Source organism: Achromobacter sp. B7, assembly GCF_003600685.1.
Classification (GTDB): domain Bacteria; phylum Pseudomonadota; class Gammaproteobacteria; order Burkholderiales; family Burkholderiaceae_B; genus Achromobacter; species Achromobacter spanius_B.
Map to the genome: position 1 here is coordinate 1,522,045 of NZ_CP032084.1, position 15,644 is coordinate 1,537,688.

Sequence of the window (15,644 nt, forward strand, 5' to 3'; positions counted from 1 at the left end):
ACATGGGCGCTTTGCCTTATCTGGACCTGCCGCGCGTGCGGCAGGCGCACGGCGTAATGGCCTTGCCCGGTTCAAAAAGCATTTCCAACCGCGTGTTGCTGTTGTCGGCCATCGCCGAAGGCAGCACGCTGATCACCGGGCTGCTGGATTCCGATGACACGCGCGTCATGCTTGGGGCCTTGCGCCAATTGGGCGTGCAGGTGTCCGGCCTGGATGCCGGTCGCGTCACGGTAGAGGGCGTGCGTCGTTTCCCGGTGGAAAGCGCGGATCTTTTCATGGGCAATGCGGGCACTGCCATCCGTCCGCTGACCGCCGCGTTGGCGCTGATGGGCGGTGACTACCGACTGTCGGGCGTGCCGCGCATGCATGAACGGCCCATTGGTGATCTGGCGGATGCCCTGAATGCGCTGGGCGCCCGCATCGATTATCTGGGCCAGCCCGGCTATCCGCCGCTGCATATCGGCCGCGGCCAGATCGCCGACGAGGCGGTTACGCGCGTGCAGGGCTCGGTTTCCAGTCAGTTCCTGACGGCCTTGTTGCTCGCCGCGCCGTTGCAGGCCGGCAGCAGTGGCAAGCCCGTGACCATCGAAGTGGTGGGCGAGCTGATCTCCAAGCCTTACATCGAAATCACGCTGAACCTGATGGCGCGGTTTGGCGTGCAGGTGCAGCGCGACGGCTGGAGCCGCTTCGTGATCGAAGGCGGGGCGGGCTACCGTAGCCCGGGCCAGATCGCGGTCGAAGGCGATGCCTCGACAGCGTCCTACTTTCTTGCGCTGGGCGCGATCGGCGGCGGCCCGTTGCGCGTGACCGGCGTGGGCGCGGACAGCATTCAGGGCGATGTCGCCTTCGCCGACACGCTGGCGCAAATGGGCGCCACGGTCACCTACGGGCCCGATTGGATCGAGGTTGCCGGCGTAAGAGTGGCGGACGGGGCGCGTCTGAAGGCCTTCGACACCGACTTCAACCTGATTCCGGACGCGGCCATGACGGCTGCGGCGCTGGCCTTGTATGCCGACGGCCCTTGCCGGCTGCGTAACATCGGCAGCTGGCGCGTCAAGGAAACAGACCGCATCCATGCCATGCAAACCGAGCTTGAAAAGCTGGGGGCAACGGTGGAATCCGGGCCCGATTGGCTGCGGGTCATCCCACCGGCCCAGGACGCCTGGCGCGACGCGCACATCGGCACCTGGGACGATCACCGCATGGCCATGTGCTTTTCATTGGCGGCTTTCGGGCCCGCCGCCGTTCGAATTTTGGACCCGGGTTGCGTCAGCAAGACGTTCCCGGGTTATTTTGATGTTTACGCAAGCCTCGTGTCGGCCTAGCGCACTTTCACCATGACTTCCTCTTCATTGACTGACTCTTTTGCCGCCGTCATCACGATCGATGGCCCCACCGCGTCCGGCAAGGGCACGGTGGCTCATCGCGTTGCCAAGGCGCTGGGATGGGCCGTGCTGGACAGTGGCGCGCTGTACCGCCTGACCGCCCTGGCAGCCTTGAACCAAGGCGTGTCCGTCGACGATGAGCCCGGTGTGGCGCGCGTGGCCGAAACGCTGGACGTCCGCTTTGACGGCCCGCACGTATACCTGGCCGGCGTCGATGTCGGGCACGACATCCGGCGCGAGGAAGTCGGTAATTTCGCTTCTCGTATCGCCGCGTTTCCGGGCGTGCGCCGGGCGCTGCTGGAGCGCCAGCGCGCGTTTCGGCGGCCTCCCGGGCTGGTCGCCGACGGTCGCGACATGGGCACCGTGGTCTTCCCGGACGCGTCGCTGAAGGTGTTCCTGGTTGCCGATGTGGTGGCCCGGGCCGAGAGGCGGCGTAAGCAGTTGATCGAAAAGGGAATTTCTGCTAATCTAGACGACCTTCTGCGAGACATGCGCGAGCGAGACGCCCGCGATACCGAACGCGCCACGGCGCCGCTGGCTCCCGCAGCAGACGCACACGTACTGGATTCCTCTGATTTGACGATTGCAGAAACGGTGCAGGCAATACTGGATTTTTGGCAGCAGGCCGGCAATAAGGCAGATAGCTGAGGCTATAGCCCAGGCAAATAGCCTATTTGTCGGATTCTGCGCTGCAAAATCGCCCGGACGGTACAACGTATTACGAACGTACAACGTCCGGGCCTAGTTTTATTTGATTAGGCCCTGTCCTCGCCAGGCGCAACCCCCACGGGCCACCCCGCAGGGCAAACCGGCAGGCAGGTATTTTGACTCCACTGTGGCGGGCAATCCGCTGCGGTGTGTTCTTAACGGCCATTTCGGCCCAATGGATTTCAACCCCATGTCTTCCGTTTCCACTACCGCCACCGGCGGCGAAAGTTTCGCCGACCTTTTCGCACAAAGCCTCAAGAGCCAGGACATGAAGTCCGGCGAGGTCATCAGCGCCGAAGTCGTGCGCGTCGACCATAATTTCGTCGTCGTCAACGCCGGCCTGAAGTCCGAAGCGCTGATCCCCCTGGAAGAGTTCCTGAATGACCAGGGCGAGCTCGAAGTGCAACCCGGCGATTTCGTCTCGGTGGCCATCGATTCCCTGGAAAACGGCTACGGCGACACCATCCTGTCGCGTGACCGCGCCAAGCGCCTGTCGGCCTGGCTGCAACTGGAAAAGGCCCTGGAAAACGGCGAGCTGGTTACCGGCACCATCACCGGCAAGGTGAAGGGCGGCCTGACCGTCATGACCAACGGCATCCGCGCGTTCCTGCCCGGTTCGCTGGTGGATCTGCGTCCGGTCAAGGACACCACCCCGTACGAAGGCAAGACCCTCGAATTCAAGGTCATCAAGCTCGACCGCAAGCGCAACAACGTTGTGCTGTCGCGTCGCCAAGTGCTGGAAGCCAGCATGGGCGAAGAGCGTCAAAAGCTGCTCGAAACCCTGCACGAAGGTGCTGTGGTCAAGGGCGTGGTCAAGAACATCACCGACTACGGCGCGTTCGTTGACCTGGGCGGCATCGACGGCCTGCTGCACATCACCGACATGGCATGGCGTCGTGTGCGTCACCCGTCCGAAGTCCTGCAAGTGGGTCAAGAAGTCGAAGCCAAGGTCCTCAAGTTCGACCAGGAAAAGAGCCGCGTCTCGCTGGGCGTCAAGCAGCTGGGCGAAGACCCGTGGGTGGGCCTGGCTCGTCGCTACCCGCAAGGCACCCGCCTGTTCGGTAAGGTCACGAACCTGACCGACTACGGCGCGTTCGTCGAAGTCGAAGCCGGCATCGAAGGCCTGGTCCACGTGTCCGAAATGGACTGGACCAACAAGAACGTCGACCCGCGCAAGGTTGTTACCCTGGGCGAAGAAGTCGAAGTCATGGTCCTGGAAATCGACGAAGACCGTCGTCGTATCTCGCTGGGCATGAAGCAGTGCCGTCAAAACCCGTGGGAAGAGTTCGCCACGAACTTCAAGCGCGGCGACAAGGTCCGCGGCGCCATCAAGTCGATCACCGACTTCGGCGTGTTCGTTGGCCTGCCTGGCGGCATCGACGGCCTGGTTCACCTGTCCGACCTGTCCTGGACGGAAACGGGCGAAGAAGCCGTGCGCAACTTCAAGAAGGGCGACGAGATCGAAGCCGTGGTTCTGGGCATCGATACCGACAAGGAACGCATCTCGCTGGGCATCAAGCAGCTGGAAGGCGACCCCTTCAACAACTTCGTCGCCACGTTTGACAAGGGCGCGGTTGTTCCGGGCACCATCAAGTCCGTCGAAGCCAAGGGCGCTGTTGTCACGCTGTCCGTGGACGTTGAAGGCTACCTGCGCGCTTCCGAGATCTCCTCGGGTCGCGTTGAGGATGCCACCACCGTGCTGAACGCCGGCGACAACATCGAAGCCATGATCGTCAACATCGACCGCAAGACGCGTTCGATCCAACTGTCGATCAAGGCCCGTGACAACGCCGAGACCGCCGATACGATCCAGCGCATGTCCGACGCCAGCGCTTCGTCCGGCACCACCAACCTCGGCGCGCTGCTGAAGGCCAAGCTGGACCAACAGCGCAACGACGGTTAATTCGTGACCAAGTCGGAGCTGATCGCCGCCTTGGCGGCCCGCTATCCTCAGCTGGCCGCCCGCGACACCGATTACGCCGTCAAGACCGTGCTGGATGCGATGACCCAGGCCCTGGCCTCGGGTCAGCGCATCGAGATCCGCGGCTTTGGCAGCTTCTCGTTGTCGCAGCGGTCTCCCCGCATCGGTCGCAATCCGAAGTCCGGCGAACAGGTGCTGGTGCCTGGTAAACAGGTACCGCACTTCAAGGCAGGCAAGGAATTGCGCGAACGGGTTGACCTGGTCGGCGGCAATGACGAGGACGCCCAGTCTTCTGGATCGGGTGAACCGATGACGTCAATGGCAAGTTTGCACGCCATGCACTGACGAATCGGCTAGTAAGGCTGCCTACGGGCAGATCGGACCGAGAACAGGCCCCTTGAGAAATCAAGGGGCTTTGTTTTTTCCGCTTGGGATTCGTCCCGCTTTTGCGGGGATTTTTTTTCTTGGACGCTTAAGACGTCGCTTACAATTGGCAGTCTTGAATTCTCTGGAGCATGCGTCATGCGCTATCTAGTCTGGGCCCTGCGATTGCTCGTGTTTATTGCGGTGTTGATGTTCGCCTTGAAGAACACCGACCCGGTCGCCGTGAAGTTCTACGCTGACTACGTCGTGCAAGATGTGCCGCTGATTGTCGTGATGCTGGTCGTGTTCGTTGCCGGCGCGTTGTTCGGCCTGTTGCTGACTGTGCCCGCCGCCATGCGCCGCCGCCGCGAAGCCATGCGCTTGCGCCGCGAACTGGACCGCGTCCAGGCCGCTGTCAACGGCACCACGCCCGTCGTGCCCCCCGAAGCCGTTGCCCCGATGTCGCCGCTTTGATGGCGCGCCGATCACCTTACGTGCCGCACTCGCATCCCGCACTGAATAACAGCAAGAGCCCGAAACGTGGATTTTGAACCTTGGTGGCTGATTTTCGTGCCGGTGTTGTTCGCGCTGGGCTGGCTGGCCGCGCGTTTTGACATCCGGCAAATGCTTCGCGAAACGCGCAGCCTGCCCGATTCCTATTTCCGCGGGCTGAACTTCCTGCTCAACGAAGAGCCGGACCGTGCCATCGATGCCTTCGTCGAAGTGGCCAAGCTGGACCCGGAAACAACCGAACTGCACTTCGCGCTGGGCAGCCTGTTCCGTCGCCGTGGCGAAATGGAACGCGCCATCCGCGTGCATCAAAGCTTGCTCAGCCGTTCCGATCTGCCTGAGGCCGAGCGTGAACATGCGCAGCATGAACTGGCGCAGGACTTCCTGAAGGCCGGCATGCTGGACCGCGCCGAAAGCGGTTTCGAACAGCTCAAGGACACGCGCTACGCCTTGCCGGCGCTGCGCTCCTTGATCCGTATCTTTGAATCCGAACACGACTGGCCGCGCGCAATCGAAGCGGTCAAGACCTTGCAGGGCCTGGTCGATGAACCTGTCCCGCAAATCGTGCATTACTACTGCGAGCAGGCGCAGACCGCGCTGTCGGCCAAGCCGGCCGACGTGGACGCGGCGCACAAAGCGCTGGACGCCGCCGACCATGCCTTGTCCACCACCGATGCGGCGGTGGGCAAGGGCGCCAAGGTGCGTACGGCGATGCTGCGTGCGCGCCTGGCGTCGCTGGAACAGGACCCCAAGCGCGAGCGGCTTTATCTGGAATCGGTCATGACCGACGCGCCGGAATTCGCCGGGCTGGTGGCCGAGCCGCTTCTGGCCAACTATCGCGCCGCCAATCAGGTCGTGGCGGGGCTTGATTTCCTGCTCAAGCAATATCAACGGCACGCGTCGCTGGACCTGTTCAACGTGGTGTTCCGCGAACTGCGCGTGCAGCAGGGGGCGGACGTGGCGTGGGCGTTCGCGCGCGGTGCGTTGCGCAGCCATCCGTCCTTGCTCGGCCTGGACCGCCTGCTGGAAGCCGAACTGGCCAACCCGGAAAGCGGCGCCGAAGGCGGGCCGGTGCCTGGCGCCGACCTGACGCTGCTGCGCAGCCTGATTCACAAGCATACGCAACGCCTGGACCGCTATGCGTGTCGTAGTTGCGGATTTCAAGCGCGTCGTTTTTACTGGCAATGTCCCGGCTGCAACGCCTGGGAGACCTACGCGCCGCGCCGCCTGGAAGAACTTGAATGAAGCCTTTTCCCGCCGAAGCCATTTCCCAAAGCCGCGTCCTTGTCGTGGGCGACGTGATGCTGGACCGCTACTGGTTTGGCGAAGTCGAACGCATTTCGCCGGAAGCACCGGTGCCCGTGGTGCGTGTCGCGCGCCGTGAAGACCGCCTGGGCGGCGCCGCCAACGTCGCGCGCAACGTCGCGGCGCTGGGCGGGCAGGTGACGCTGGTGGGCGTGCTGGGCGAGGACGAGGCGGGCGACAGCATCCGCCGCTTGTCCGCCGAAGCCGGCATCCGTGCCGATCTGATTGCCGACCCCTCGCTGCACACCACGTTGAAGATGCGCGTGCTGGGCCGTCAGCAGCAATTGCTGCGCGTGGACTTCGAGCAGCATCCCGAGCAAGCCGCCCTGGACAGCGTGGACGCCGCACTGGCGCGTCATCTGGCCAACCACGATGTGCTGGTGTTGTCCGACTACGCCAAGGGCGTGCTGACGCGCGTCGAAACGTTGGTCTCCATGGCGCGCCATGCAGGCATACCGGTGCTGGTGGACCCCAAGGGCGACGACTATTCGCGCTATCGTGGCGCGACCCTGGTCACGCCCAACCGGGCCGAAATGCAGCAGGCCGTGGGCCGCTGGAATTCCGAAGCTGAACTTACCGATCGCGCGCAACGCCTGCGCGCCGATCTGGATCTTGAAGCCCTGCTGGTGACACGGTCCGAGCAGGGCATGACATTGTTTACCGATGCGGGACGTGACCACATCGATGCGCAGGCGCACGAAGTGTTCGACGTGTCCGGTGCCGGCGATACGGTATTGGCCACGCTGGCGGTGTCGCGCGCCATTGGCTTGCCGTGGGCCGAATCGATGGGCTGGGCCAACAAGGCCGGCGGCATCGCCGTGGGCAAGTTGGGCACCTCCGTCGTCACCGCCGCGGAACTCGCAGGAGAAATTTCATGATCGTCGTAACCGGAGCCGCGGGCTTCATCGGCAGCAACCTGGTGCGCGGGCTTAACCGCCGTGGCATCCATGACATCATCGCGGTCGACGACCTGACCGAAGGCGACAAGTTCGTCAACCTGGTCGACTGCCAGATCGCCGAGTACATGGACAAGGACGACTTCCGCCGCCGCGTGGCCGACGGCAGCCTGCCCGCCGTGCGCGCGGTGTTGCATCAGGGCGCCTGCTCGGACACCACCGAGCGCAACGGCCGCTACATGATGGACAACAACTACCGCGTCACGCTTGAACTGTTCGAGTTCTGCCAGACGCGACGCATTCCCTTCCTGTATGCCTCGTCCGCCGCCGTCTATGGCGGCTCGTCCGTCTACGTCGAGGACCCGGCCAACGAAGGGCCGCTGAACGTCTACGGGTACTCCAAGCTGTTGTTCGATCAGGTATTGCGCAAGCGCATGGACAGCCTGACCGCGCAGGTGGTCGGCCTGCGTTATTTCAACGTTTATGGTCCGCACGAACAGCACAAGGGCCGCATGGCCTCGGTGGCGTTCCACAACATGAACCAGTTTCTGGAACACGGCCATGTGCGTCTGTTCGCGGGCTGGGACGGTTATGTGGACGGTGGCCAAAGCCGCGATTTCATCTCGGTTGAAGACGTCGTGGCGGTCAACCTGCATTTTCTGGACCATCCCGATCAATCCGGCATCTTCAATTGCGGCACGGGTCGGGCGCAGCCCTTCAATGACGTGGCCGCTGCCGTGGTGAACACGTTGCGTGCCGAACGCGGCGAGGCCGAGCTGACGTTGGCGCAGTTGGTCGAGCTGGATCTGATCCGCTACATCCCGTTCCCGGAAGACCTGAAGGGCCGCTACCAAAGCTATACGCAGGCGGACGTCACCCAGCTGCGCACCGCCGGCTTCCATGCGCCGATGCGAGACGTGCAGACTGGTGTTGCCGAGTACGTGCGCTACTGGCGCGCACGCCGCTGAAACGGGCTACCAAAGCGCGGCCCTACGCCGCGCACCGAGCGAAATCCAGGCCGCCCTTCGGGGTGGCCTTTTTTTGCACCCGTAGTTTCCGAGGTGGATCAATCCGTTCACTGCGCGGCCCGCAGGCAGGGCAAACGTCCATGATCCGGGGGTGGTTCGGCATTCGCCGCACCCTTATTTTCCGGAGACCCTCATGAACCCTTTTCTTGTACCCGCCATCGTCCGTCGCGGCGCGTCCATGCCGTGGCGCAAAGCGCGCTTGCCGCAGGCGCCGGCAGGCGCACACAAGGGGCGCCGCCTGTGGCAACACGTGCTGGGCGTCATGCTGGTGAGCGCCGCGCTGGGCTTCACGGCGCCAGAAGCCCGGGCGGTGGACGTCAACCAAGCCACCGCGCAGCAGTTGGAGACCATCCGCGGCATCGGCCCGCGCACGGCCGAGATCATCATCAATGAACGCGATCGCGGCGGCCGCTTCGATTCGTTCGAAGATCTGGCCGAGCGCGTGCGCGGCATTGGCGAGAAAAAAGCGCGAGCCTTGAAGGCGGCCGGCTTGCAGGTGGGCGAGGGCGACGGCGCGGCAGGATCGGGCCAAAGCCAAAGCCAGAGCCAGGGCGGGGCGGCGCCCACTGCCAAACCGGCCAAGGGCAAGCCCAGCACGGCACCGGCGCCCGCCCGGCCCTGACGAGGCGGGTCGGCGGCTAACCCCTGGCGCGAGCGCGGCTTTTGCCCGCGCCCGGCGCCAGGCAGAGTTATTATCTTTTGCATGACTACTACCTACCCCACTATCGAGCAGACCGTCGGCAATACGCCGCTGGTGCGTTTGCAGCGCATTCCCGGTGCCGCGGGCGACGCGCGTGGCAACGTCATCCTGGCCAAGCTGGAAGGCAATAATCCCGCCGGTTCCGTGAAGGACCGCCCGGCCTTGTCGATGATCCAGCACGCCGAAGCGCGTGGCGACATCAAGCCAGGCGATACCCTGATCGAGGCTACCAGCGGCAATACCGGCATCGCGCTGGCCATGGCGGCGGCGATGAAGGGGTACCGCATGATCTTGATCATGCCCGACAACCTGTCCGTGGAGCGCAGGGCTGCCATGGCCGCCTACGGCGCCGAGCTTATCCTGACGCCCGCAGACAAGGGCGGCATGGAATACGCCCGCGATCTGGCCACCGAAATGCAGGCCGACGGCCGGGGCGTGGTACTGGACCAGTTCGCCAACCCCGACAACCCCCGCGCGCACGTGGAAACCACCGGCCCCGAACTGTGGACGCAAACCGAAGGGCGCATCACGCATTTCGTCAGCGCCATGGGCACCACGGGCACGATCATGGGGGTGTCGACATACCTGAAATCCCGCAACCCCGCCGTGCAGATCGTCGGCGCACAGCCGGCCGAGGGCTCGCAGATCCCGGGTATCCGCAAGTGGCCCGAGGCCTATCTGCCCAAGATTTTCGACCGCAGCCGCGTGGACGCCTACGAATCCATCGAGCAATCGGAAGCTGAAACCATGGCGCGCCGGCTGGCTGCCGAAGAAGGCATCTTTGGCGGAATTTCGTCCGCTGGTGCGCTGGTGGCCGCCTTGCGTGTCGCGGAAAGAGTCAACGACGCCACCATCGTGTTCATCGTTTGCGACCGCGGCGACCGCTACCTGTCCACGGGCGTTTTCAACTGATCACGCACGGCAGTGGCGGGGCGCATGCGGCCCCACAATAAAAAAATGCCCCGTTCATCCCGACGGGGCATTTTCGTTTCCGGACGGGCAGATCAGCGCGTGACGCGGGCTTCGATCTCGTACGCCAGGTCCGCCACCGACGTCGCGTAGAAGTAGCTGCGGTTGTACTTGGTCAGCGCGAAGAAGTTGGGCGTGCCGACCCGGTATTGCGCCGTGCCGCGCGCTTCCTCGACCAGGTCCACCACCCCCAGCGGTTGGGTGCCCCAGCCATTGCTGCTGGCGCCCGGCTGCAAGCGCGCGCCGGCTGCCGACAGGGTGCCCCAGGTTTGTTTGGGTTCAAGACCGCCGTCGACCAAAGCGGTGGGGTCCGCCGGCAACACCACCGGTGCAAACACGGGCAAGCCGCGCTGCCAGCCGTGCTGCGCCAGGAAGCTGCCCACGGACATGATCGCGTCCTGCGTGTTATTGGTCAGGTCGATATGGCCGTTGTCGTCGCCGTCCACCGCGTAATGCATGATGCTGGTGGGCATGAACTGCGGCATGCCGATGGCACCGGCGTACGAGCCCTGCGTTTCAAGATCCAGCTTGTCTTTCATGACCAGCGTCAGGAAGTCGGCCAGTTGGCCCCGGAACATCGCGGCGCGCTCGGGCTTGTTGGGATCGGGATAGTCAAAGGCCAGCGTCGCCAGCGCGTCCAGCACCCGGAAGTTGCCCATGTTGCGGCCGTACAGGGTTTCGACGCCGATGATGGACGCGATGATGGGGGCCGGCACGCCAAAGCGCTGGGCGGCCTGATTGAGCAGGTCGCGGTTTTCGTTATAGAACTCGACACCCCAGCCGATGCGCTTGGGTTCCACGAAGCGCGAGCGATACGTCAGCCAGCTGCGCCAGATTTTCTTGCCCGGCGGCGCCGGCGCGATCAGCCTGGATACCGTGGCGTTGTAGCGCGAGCTTTCCAAAGCCTTGACCATCGGGTCCAGCGGCAATTGGCGTTCGGCCGCCAGATCCTGCACGAAGCTGCGCACTTCCGGACGCAGCGCGCCGGTGGCGGTCAGCGTGGCAGGGGCGTCATCCGGCAACTCGGAGCCGGGTGTCGGCGTGGCGGGTCCGATGCGGATAGCGGCGTTTGCGGAAGCGGCCGCGGGCTGGGCCGAAAGGGTATTTGGAGCAGAGGGGGCGGTGGTGGAGCAGCCCGCCAGCAGGGCGGAAAGCGTTCCGAGTTGCAGTAATCGCCGACAGATGAACATAATCTTCCTTATGGAGACCATGTATCTTACCCACCCGGCTTGCCGCTTGCATGAAATGGGCAGTTGGCACCCCGAAAGCCCGCAGAGGCTGGATGCCATTTCCGACCAGCTATTGGCCAGCGGCCTGATGCCCTATCTGGACGACCGGCAAGCGCCGCAGGCGTCGCGCCACGACATTTTGCGCGTGCACACCGTCCAGTATCTGGACAGTTTGCGCGAACATACGCCGGACCAAGGGTATTACCCAATCGATCCCGATACGCTGATGAATCCCCACACCTACGAAGCGGCCCTGTACGCGGCGGGCGCGGGGGTCGCGGCCGTGGATGCCGTCATGGGCGGCGAGGCCCGCACGGCGTTCTGCGCGGTGCGTCCGCCCGGGCATCACGCCTGCCGGTCGCAGGCCATGGGTTTCTGCTTTTTGAACAACGTCGCGATCGCAGCGCGCCATGCGCTGGACTTTCATGGCCTGTCGCGCGTGGCCATCGTTGATTTCGACGTGCACCACGGCAACGGCACCGAGGACGTTTTCGCGGGCGACGAGCGCGTGCTGATGTGCAGCTTTTTTCAGCATCCGCTCTTTCCCAACAGCGGCGCCGACCAGCCCGCGGACAACATGCTGAACGTGCCCGTGCCGGCGTATACCGTGGGGCCGGCGGTCAGGACGATCGTCACCGATCAGTGGCTGCCCCGGCTTGAAGCTTTCCGCCCGGAACTGATCCTGGTGTCGGCCGGATTCGATGCGCATCGGGAAGACGACATGGGCCAGATGGGCCTGGTCGAGGCCGACTACGCCTGGATCACCGAGCAGCTGGTCGAGGTGGCTGAACGGCACAGTCAGGGCCGGATCGTCAGCACGCTTGAAGGTGGTTACAACTTATCTGCACTGGGACGCAGTGTCGTTGCGCATATACGAGCGCTGGCGAAGCTGTAGAATCAGGAAAAAATTGTGCAATGCGATCCCGGCGCATGCCGGGTATTTATTTCCATTTGGAGGCAGCGGGATGAAGGTGTTGGTACCTGTCAAGCGCGTCGTTGACTACAACGTCAAGGTGCGCGTCAAGTCGGATCAGACTGGCGTGGATATCGCCAATGTGAAGATGTCCATGAACCCCTTTGACGAAATCGCCGTCGAAGAAGCGACCCGGCTCAAAGAGAAGGGTGCCGTCGCTGAAGTCGTGGCGGTTTCTTGCGGCGTTGCGCAATGCCAGGAGACGCTGCGCACCGCCATGGCCATTGGCGCCGATCGTGGCGTGCTGGTTCAGACCGATGCCGAACTCCAGCCGCTGGCCGTCGCCAAGCTGTTGAAGGCCTTGGTCGACAAAGAGCAGCCGCAACTGGTGATCCTTGGCAAGCAAGCCATCGATGATGACGCCAACCAAACCGGCCAGATGCTGGCCGCGCTGCTGGACTGGCCGCAAGCCACGTTCGCCAGCAAGGTTGAACTGGCCGACGGCAAGGTCACGGTCACGCGTGAAGTGGACGGCGGGCTGGAAACGCTGACGCTGACGCTGCCGGCCATCGTCACCACCGACCTGCGCCTGAACGAGCCGCGTTACGTCACGCTGCCCAACATCATGAAGGCCAAGAAGAAGCAGTTGGACACCGTTACGCCCGAAGAATTGGGTGTTGATCCCGCGCCGCGCCTGAAGACGCTGAAGGTCAGCGAGCCGCCCGCCCGCAAGGCCGGCATCAAGGTGGCCGACGTTGCGGCCCTGGTGGACAAACTCAAGAACGAAGCGAAGGTGGTCTGAACATGACGACGCTGGTTATTGCCGAACACGATAACGCCCAGCTCAAGGGCGCAACCCTGAACGCCGTCGCCGCCGCCGCCAAAATCGAAGGCGATGTGCACGTGCTGGTCGCCGGCGCCAACGCGCGTGCCGTGGCCGACCAAGCCGCTGCCGCCGCAGGCGTCGCCAAGGTCCTGTTGGCCGACGCGCCGCAACTGGCTGACGGCCTGGCGGAAAACGTCGCGGCGCAAGTGCTGGCCGTGGCCTCCAACTACAGCCACATCTTGTTCCCGGCCACCGCGTCGGGCAAGAACGTGGCGCCGCGCGTGGCTGCCAAGCTCGACGTCGCGCAGATTTCCGACATCATCGGCGTGGAATCGGCCGACACGTTCCAGCGCCCCATCTACGCGGGTAACGCCATTGCCACCGTGCAATCGGCCGACGCCGTCAAGGTCATCACCGTGCGCACGACGGGCTTTGACGCCGTTGCCGCGCAAGGCGGTTCGGCCGCTGTGGAAGACGTGGCTGCCGTGGCGGATTCGGGCAAGTCCACCTTCGTGGGCCGTGAAGTCGCCAAGAGCGATCGCCCCGAACTGGCCGGCGCTCGCGTCGTGGTTTCGGGCGGCCGTGGTTTGGGCAGCGCCGAGAACTTCAAGATCCTGGACCCGTTGGCCGACAAGCTGGGCGCCGCCCTGGGTGCCTCGCGCGCCGCCGTCGACGCCGGCTATGCGCCGAACGACTGGCAAGTGGGCCAGACCGGCAAGATCGTTGCGCCGCAGCTGTACGTGGCCGTTGGTATTTCCGGCGCCATCCAGCATTTGGCCGGCATGAAGGATTCGAAGGTCATCGTGGCCATCAACAAGGATCCCGAAGCCCCGATTTTCGGCGTGGCCGATTATGGCTTGGTGGGCGACCTGTTCCAGGTCGTACCTGAACTGACCGGCGCCCTGTAAAACTCAGCGCCGTCGTCAGTATGAAAACCCCGCGGACGCATCGTCCGCGGGGTTTTTTTTGGTCTGCGATGATCCGCGATAGTTTGATATCTATGTAGTATTTCTTTTGAATTTCTGAAAGATTCTGATAATGTGTTCCGCGCGCAGCAGGATTTTTCGCGTACGTGCTCGACCTGTACAGAACGAAGGAGATTCGGGATGGAATGGTTCTTTGACACATTGCGGAAGTACCCAGAGTTGGCGGTCTTTCTAACCCTTGGATTGGGCTACTGGATCGGAGCTAAAAAACTTTTTGGCTTTAATCTGGGCGCGGTAACAGGCACGTTGTTGGTAGGTGTGTTGGTCGGCCAACTTGATATCACCATTGCCCCGATTCTCAAGCAGGTGTTCTTCCTGCTTTTTCTTTTTGGTCTTGGCTACGGCGTCGGGCCACAATTCTTCCGCGGCATGAAAAGCGATGGCCTTCCCCAGGTCATCTTCGCGGTCATCATCTGCGTCATCTGCTTGCTCGTCACCTGGGCCACCGCCGTCGGATTTGGCTTTGACGCCGGTACCGGCGCCGGGCTGCTGGCCGGCGCACAAACCATTTCGGCGGTAATGGGCGTGGCCACGGACACGATCAACGGGCTGGGCGTGGACGCCGCGACGAAGAAGAAGTGGATCGACAGCATCCCGGTGGCCTACGCCGTCTGCTACATCTTCGGCACGGTCGGCAGCGCCTGGTTGCTGGCCTCGCTGGGCCCCAAGCTGATGCGCGTGGACATCGTCAAAGAGTGCAAGGAATACGAAGCCAAGATGTCCGGTGGCGCCGATTCCATGGAACTGTCCGGCTACCGCAAGTTCACGGCCCGCGCCTACAAGCTGGATCACACCGATCTGGTGGGCAAGACGGTGGGCGATCTGGAAGCGCGCTTTGTCGACGCGCGCGTGTTTGTGGAACGCATCCGCCGCGGCGACCAGATCATCGATAACGATTCCAGCACCGTGCTGCAGGCGGGCGATGTGCTGGGCGTGACGGGGCGCCACGACGCGCTGGTGTTGCAGGCCGGCGGCATCATCGGCAACGAAGTCGAGGACAGGGACGTCATCAACCTGCCCGCCGAGATTGTCGAGGTGGTGCTGACCAACAAGAATGTGGCCGGCAAGACGCTCAAGGAATTGGCCGAAAACGAAACCGTGCGTCAGCTGGGCCGGGGCGTGTTCCTGCGCAAGGTTGTGCGCGGCGGTCACGACATGCCGGTCAATTGGGGGCTGAAACTGGACCGCGGCGATCGCCTGTTCGTGCTGGGCGCCAAGCGTGACGTCGAGCGCGTCGTGGCCAAGCTGGGCTATGTGGACCGGGCCACCGAGCAGACCGACATGGTGTTCGTCGGCTTCGGCATCTTGCTGGGCGGGTTGTTCGGCTCGCTGGTGCTGACGGTCAGCGGCATTCCCATTACCTTGTCGACGTCCGGCGGTGCGCTGATATCGGGCCTGGTCTTCGGTTACCTGCGATCCGTGCATCCCACCTTCGGCCGCGTGCCGGAACCCGTGCATTGGTTCTTGACGTCTGTCGGGTTGACGGCGTTTGTGGCGGTGGTCGGCATCACCTCCGGGCCGGGCTTCGTGCAGGGCTTCCAACAATTGGGCGCCAAGCTTTTCGTGGCCGGCATCATCGCCACCAGCGTGCCGATGATCCTGGGCGTGTTCATCGCCCGATATATCTTCAAATTCCATCCCGCCATCGTGCTGGGCGTCTGCGCTGGCGCCCGCACCACGACGGCGGCGATCGGCCAAATCACCGAGACGGCGAAAAGCCAGGTGCCCGCCCTGGGCTACACGGTGCCCTATGCAATCGGCAATACCCTGCTCATTATCTGGGGCATTGTCATTGTCATGCTGATGACTTAGTGGGACGCCCCGCAAGCCTGTTCAGGGCTTGCGGGCAGCACATCGGGGCGGCGGGCGTACCCGCCCGCGCCGCTCCGCCAGCGCTTGTCAAAA

Annotated in this window: 15 protein-coding genes; 14 read left to right on the forward strand and 1 reads right to left on the reverse strand. The window is 63.6% G+C overall.

The genetic code is table 11. From position 1 onward, the window contains the following. Positions 1 to 2 precede the first annotated feature (2 nt). From aroA to cysM, 10 genes are all read left to right on the forward strand, one after another. A complete protein-coding gene (gene aroA, locus DVB37_RS06800) occupies positions 3 to 1,325 on the forward strand; it encodes a 3-phosphoshikimate 1-carboxyvinyltransferase (protein ID WP_120154424.1) in 1,323 nt (440 codons plus the stop codon). Positions 1,326 to 1,337: 12 nt separating this feature from the next. Continuing rightward, complete coding sequence (gene cmk, locus DVB37_RS06805; RefSeq protein WP_104143140.1) at positions 1,338 to 2,033, forward strand: (d)CMP kinase; 696 nt, start codon at positions 1,338 to 1,340, stop codon at positions 2,031 to 2,033. A 250-nt stretch (positions 2,034 to 2,283) separates the two neighbouring features. Continuing rightward, positions 2,284 to 3,996: a 30S ribosomal protein S1 gene (gene rpsA, locus DVB37_RS06810; protein ID WP_046802876.1), complete on the forward strand. Its 1,713-nt coding sequence runs from the start codon at positions 2,284 to 2,286 to the stop codon at positions 3,994 to 3,996. A gap of 3 nt (positions 3,997 to 3,999) precedes the next feature. Then, complete coding sequence (locus DVB37_RS06815; protein WP_046802728.1) at positions 4,000 to 4,359, forward strand: integration host factor subunit beta; 360 nt, start codon at positions 4,000 to 4,002, stop codon at positions 4,357 to 4,359. A gap of 177 nt (positions 4,360 to 4,536) precedes the next feature. Next, complete coding sequence (locus DVB37_RS06820; RefSeq protein WP_006225143.1) at positions 4,537 to 4,851, forward strand: lipopolysaccharide assembly LapA domain-containing protein; 315 nt, start codon at positions 4,537 to 4,539, stop codon at positions 4,849 to 4,851. A gap of 66 nt (positions 4,852 to 4,917) precedes the next feature. Next, complete coding sequence (gene lapB / locus DVB37_RS06825; RefSeq protein WP_046802730.1) at positions 4,918 to 6,132, forward strand: lipopolysaccharide assembly protein LapB; 1,215 nt, start codon at positions 4,918 to 4,920, stop codon at positions 6,130 to 6,132. After that, positions 6,129 to 7,070 (forward strand): D-glycero-beta-D-manno-heptose-7-phosphate kinase, encoded by a 942-nt coding sequence (gene rfaE1 / locus DVB37_RS06830; RefSeq protein ID WP_046802877.1) that lies wholly within the window; start codon positions 6,129 to 6,131, stop codon positions 7,068 to 7,070. Before lapB ends, rfaE1 begins: the two co-directional genes overlap by 4 nt. Next, entirely contained in the window at positions 7,067 to 8,056 is a 990-nt protein-coding gene (gene rfaD, locus DVB37_RS06835; RefSeq protein ID WP_046802731.1) for an ADP-glyceromanno-heptose 6-epimerase, read from the forward strand. The genes rfaE1 and rfaD overlap by 4 nt, the downstream gene beginning before the upstream one ends. A gap of 193 nt (positions 8,057 to 8,249) precedes the next feature. Next, positions 8,250 to 8,738 carry a DUF655 domain-containing protein gene (locus DVB37_RS06840; protein WP_120154426.1) on the forward strand — a complete coding sequence of 163 codons (489 nt, stop codon included), beginning with the start codon at positions 8,250 to 8,252 and terminating at the stop codon, positions 8,736 to 8,738. An 81-nt stretch (positions 8,739 to 8,819) separates the two neighbouring features. After that, a complete protein-coding gene (cysM, locus tag DVB37_RS06845; protein ID WP_046802732.1) occupies positions 8,820 to 9,728 on the forward strand; it encodes a cysteine synthase CysM in 909 nt (302 codons plus the stop codon). A 92-nt stretch (positions 9,729 to 9,820) separates the two neighbouring features. On the opposite strand, the gene mltB is transcribed toward cysM, so the two are convergent. Beyond that, complete coding sequence (mltB, locus tag DVB37_RS06850) at positions 9,821 to 10,975, reverse strand: lytic murein transglycosylase B (protein ID WP_120154428.1); 1,155 nt, start codon at positions 10,973 to 10,975, stop codon at positions 9,821 to 9,823. Positions 10,976 to 10,985: 10 nt separating this feature from the next. Between mltB and DVB37_RS06855 the strand changes: the two genes are divergently transcribed. From DVB37_RS06855 to aspT, 4 genes are all read left to right on the forward strand, one after another. Beyond that, positions 10,986 to 11,909 carry a histone deacetylase family protein gene (locus DVB37_RS06855; protein ID WP_082134324.1) on the forward strand — a complete coding sequence of 308 codons (924 nt, stop codon included), beginning with the start codon at positions 10,986 to 10,988 and terminating at the stop codon, positions 11,907 to 11,909. A 70-nt stretch (positions 11,910 to 11,979) separates the two neighbouring features. After that, on the forward strand, positions 11,980 to 12,729 hold the full coding sequence (locus DVB37_RS06860; RefSeq protein ID WP_046802734.1) for an electron transfer flavoprotein subunit beta/FixA family protein: 750 nt from the start codon (positions 11,980 to 11,982) through the stop codon (positions 12,727 to 12,729). A gap of 2 nt (positions 12,730 to 12,731) precedes the next feature. Continuing rightward, a complete protein-coding gene (locus DVB37_RS06865) occupies positions 12,732 to 13,661 on the forward strand; it encodes an electron transfer flavoprotein subunit alpha/FixB family protein (protein ID WP_120154430.1) in 930 nt (309 codons plus the stop codon). Between the two features lie 198 nt (positions 13,662 to 13,859). After that, entirely contained in the window at positions 13,860 to 15,551 is a 1,692-nt protein-coding gene (aspT, locus tag DVB37_RS06870; RefSeq protein WP_046802736.1) for an aspartate-alanine antiporter, read from the forward strand. The last annotated feature ends 93 nt before the right edge of the window (positions 15,552 to 15,644 follow it).